Below are 2,502 nucleotides of genomic sequence, written 5' to 3'. Positions count from 1 at the left end.
TCGATGTCCTGCGACATCACAGGGTGCGCGAGGGGGGATTTGAACCCCCACGCCCTTTCGGACACTGGCACCTGAAGCCAGCGCGTCTGCCGTTCCGCCACTCGCGCGCGCTGCAGAAGGCTAGCACGATCCGCGGGGCGTCCAGGACCATGGTCGGCGGACCCCGGCACTGCCAGGATGGCCGCCATGGCAGGGGAGCGCGCGCACGGCGATGGTCCGGTCCTGGTCACCGGTGGGACGGGGATGCTCGGGCAGGCGGTGGTCGCCGGGCTCGTCCGACGAGGCCGCGCGGTGCGGGTGCTGAGCCGCCGACCGGGCGAGAGCCCCGTCGGGGTGGAGCGCGTCGTCGGTGACCTCACGACGGGTGCGGGGGTCGACGAGGCGCTCGCGGGGGTGTCCGCCGTCGTGCACTGCGCGAGCGAGCCACGCCGGCCGCAGCACGACGTCGACGCCGCCGCGCACCTGCTGCTCGCCGCTCGCCGGGCGGGGACACCGCACCTGGTGTTCGTCTCGATCGTGGGCGTCGACGCGATCCCGTACTCCTACTACCGCGCCAAGCTCGAGGTCGAGCACCTGGTCGAGGTCGGCGGCGTGCCGTGGTCGATCCTGCGTGCGACGCAGTTCCACCAGTTCGTGCCGCGGCTGCTCGATCGGTTCACGGTCGCGGGTGTGACCGTGCTGCCCGCGGGGACGAGCCTGCAGCCGGTCGACGTGGACGAGGTCGCGATGCGTCTCGTCGAGCTGGTCGAGGTCGGGCCTTCGGGGCGCGTCGCGGACCTGGGCGGGCCCGGCGTCGTCGACGCGCGCACCGCGTACCGGCTGGTCGCGCAGGCGCGGGGTCGTCGGCCCCGGAGCGTCAGCGTGCGCCTGCCGGGACGCTCGTTCGCCGCGTTCCGCGCGGGAGCGCAGCTCGCACCCGAACACGGGACGGGCCGCCGGACCTTCGAGGAGGCCCTCGCCGACCTGCGCTGACCGGCGGGGGCGTCGTCAGGCGACGTGCCCCGTCCAGCGCGCGCCGTCCCAGTACGCACGACGACCGTCGGGCGTCGGGTACCAACCGGGCGGCACCGCGTACGCGGCCGGACCCGGCGCGAACGTCAGCACCCGGTGCGGCAGGCAGGACCACACCAGCGCCGCGACCCATCCCGCGAACGTCCATCCCAGCAGCAGGGTGACCCAGAAGATCCCCCACCGGGCGGCCTTGCCGCGCGTCATCGCGATCGCGAACGGCAGCAGGTAGAACCCGGTGAGCACGGTGAGCAACCACGCCACGACGATCCCCGCGGTCGACGGCGTGACCTGGTCGGTGCGCGCGGTCGTCGGCCACGTGCCGGGCGCGTAGGGCGCGGCTCCGGGCAGCGGGGTGGCCGACGCGGCGTCGTAGGGCACGGCATCGTAGGGAACCGCGTCGAACGACGAGACCGGGTACGACGAGACCGGGTACGACGAGACCGGGTACGACGAGACCGGGTACGACGAGACGGCGGGCAGCTGTGCGGTCGGCGGCGTGCCGTACGCGGGGGGCGAGGCGGAGCCGCCCGCGACCGGGGTGCCGTACGGCGAGGTCGCGGGCTCGTCGTACCGGCGCTCGTACCCGTCGACGTAGCGGTCGACACCGTCGGTCCCCGACACGGCTCCTCCTCAGTCGCGTGACGTCAGGACGAGCGGGCCGTCCTTGGTGAGCGCCACCGTGTGCTCGAAGTGTGCCGCGAGCGAGCCGTCGGCGGAACGGATCGTCCAGCCGTCGTCGTCGATCACGTACCCGTCGCCGCCGGCCATGAACCACGGCTCGATCGCGATGACGAGGCCGGCCTGGAGCTTCATGCCGCTGCGGCGGCGGCCGTCGTTCGGGACGTGCGGGTCCTCGTGCATGGTGCGACCCACGCCGTGCCCGCCGAAGTCGGTGCTGATCCCGTAGCCCGCGCGGTGCCCGACGTCGCCGATCGCCGCGGAGATGTCGCCCATCCGCCCGCCGACCTTCGCCGCCGCGATGCCGGCCTCGAGCGCGCGCTCGGTCGTCTCGATGAGCGCGGTCGCCTCGGGCGTCGTCGTCCCGACCTGGAACGTGATCGCGGAGTCCGCGACCCAGCCCTGCACCTGCGCGGCGAAGTCGATCGACAGCACGTCGCCGTCGGCGAGCACGTACGGCGACGGCAGGCCGTGCAGCGCGGCGTCGTTGACCGACGTGCACAGCACGCCCGGGTAGGGGATCGCGCCGAAGCTCGGGTGGTACCCGAGGTACACGGAGTGCGCGCCCGCGGCGTCGATCATCCGGTGCGCGTGGTCGTCGAGCTCCTGGAGCGTCGTGCCGACCTTCGCGACGTCGCGTAGCGAGGACAGCACCCCGGCGACGAACCTCCCGGCGGGTCGCATGGCGGTCAGCTCGGCGGCGGTCTTCAGCATCACGCCCCCACCTTCCCACCTCCCACCCCCACGCCACCGCCCCTCCACCACCGCCGCCACCGCGCCACCCCGCCACGACCCCGCCCTTCCTCGCGGTAT

General features: G+C 73.9%; 3 protein-coding genes and 1 tRNA gene. 1 reads left to right on the top strand and 3 read right to left on the bottom strand.

Annotated features, from left to right (window positions below):
- Window positions 1-24 precede the first annotated feature (24 nt).
- A tRNA-Leu gene (locus CUD01_RS16250) sits at window positions 25-107 on the bottom strand.
- A 79-nt stretch (window positions 108-186) separates the two neighbouring features.
- On the opposite strand from CUD01_RS16250, the gene CUD01_RS16245 reads away from it, so the two are divergent.
- A complete protein-coding gene (locus tag CUD01_RS16245) occupies window positions 187-972 on the top strand; it encodes an SDR family oxidoreductase (RefSeq protein WP_141322525.1) in 786 nt (261 codons plus the stop codon).
- Window positions 973-987: 15 nt separating this feature from the next.
- Here CUD01_RS16245 and CUD01_RS17200 read toward each other — a convergent pair whose 3' ends face one another.
- Window positions 988-1,632: a superinfection immunity protein gene (locus CUD01_RS17200; RefSeq protein WP_244937816.1), complete on the bottom strand. Its 645-nt coding sequence runs from the start codon at window positions 1,630-1,632 to the stop codon at window positions 988-990.
- Window positions 1,633-1,641: 9 nt separating this feature from the next.
- On the bottom strand, window positions 1,642-2,403 hold the full coding sequence (gene map, locus CUD01_RS16235) for a type I methionyl aminopeptidase (RefSeq protein ID WP_141322526.1): 762 nt from the start codon (window positions 2,401-2,403) through the stop codon (window positions 1,642-1,644).
- Window positions 2,404-2,502 lie beyond the last annotated feature (99 nt).

Source organism: Cellulomonas uda, from assembly GCF_006538705.1.
GTDB lineage: Bacteria > Actinomycetota > Actinomycetes > Actinomycetales > Cellulomonadaceae > Cellulomonas > Cellulomonas uda.
The sequence above is the reverse complement of the archived record's forward strand: the minus strand, read 5'-3'. Positions and strand labels throughout refer to the sequence as shown.

What these genes read in the sequence shown, in the direction of transcription:
- CUD01_RS16245 (WP_141322525.1), top strand. Translation starts at nt 187, where the DNA reads ATGGCAGGGGAGCGCGCGCACGGCGATGGTCCGGTCCTGGTCACCGGT.
- map (WP_141322526.1), bottom strand. Translation starts at nt 2,403, where the DNA reads ATGCTGAAGACCGCCGCCGAGCTGACCGCCATGCGACCCGCCGGGAGG.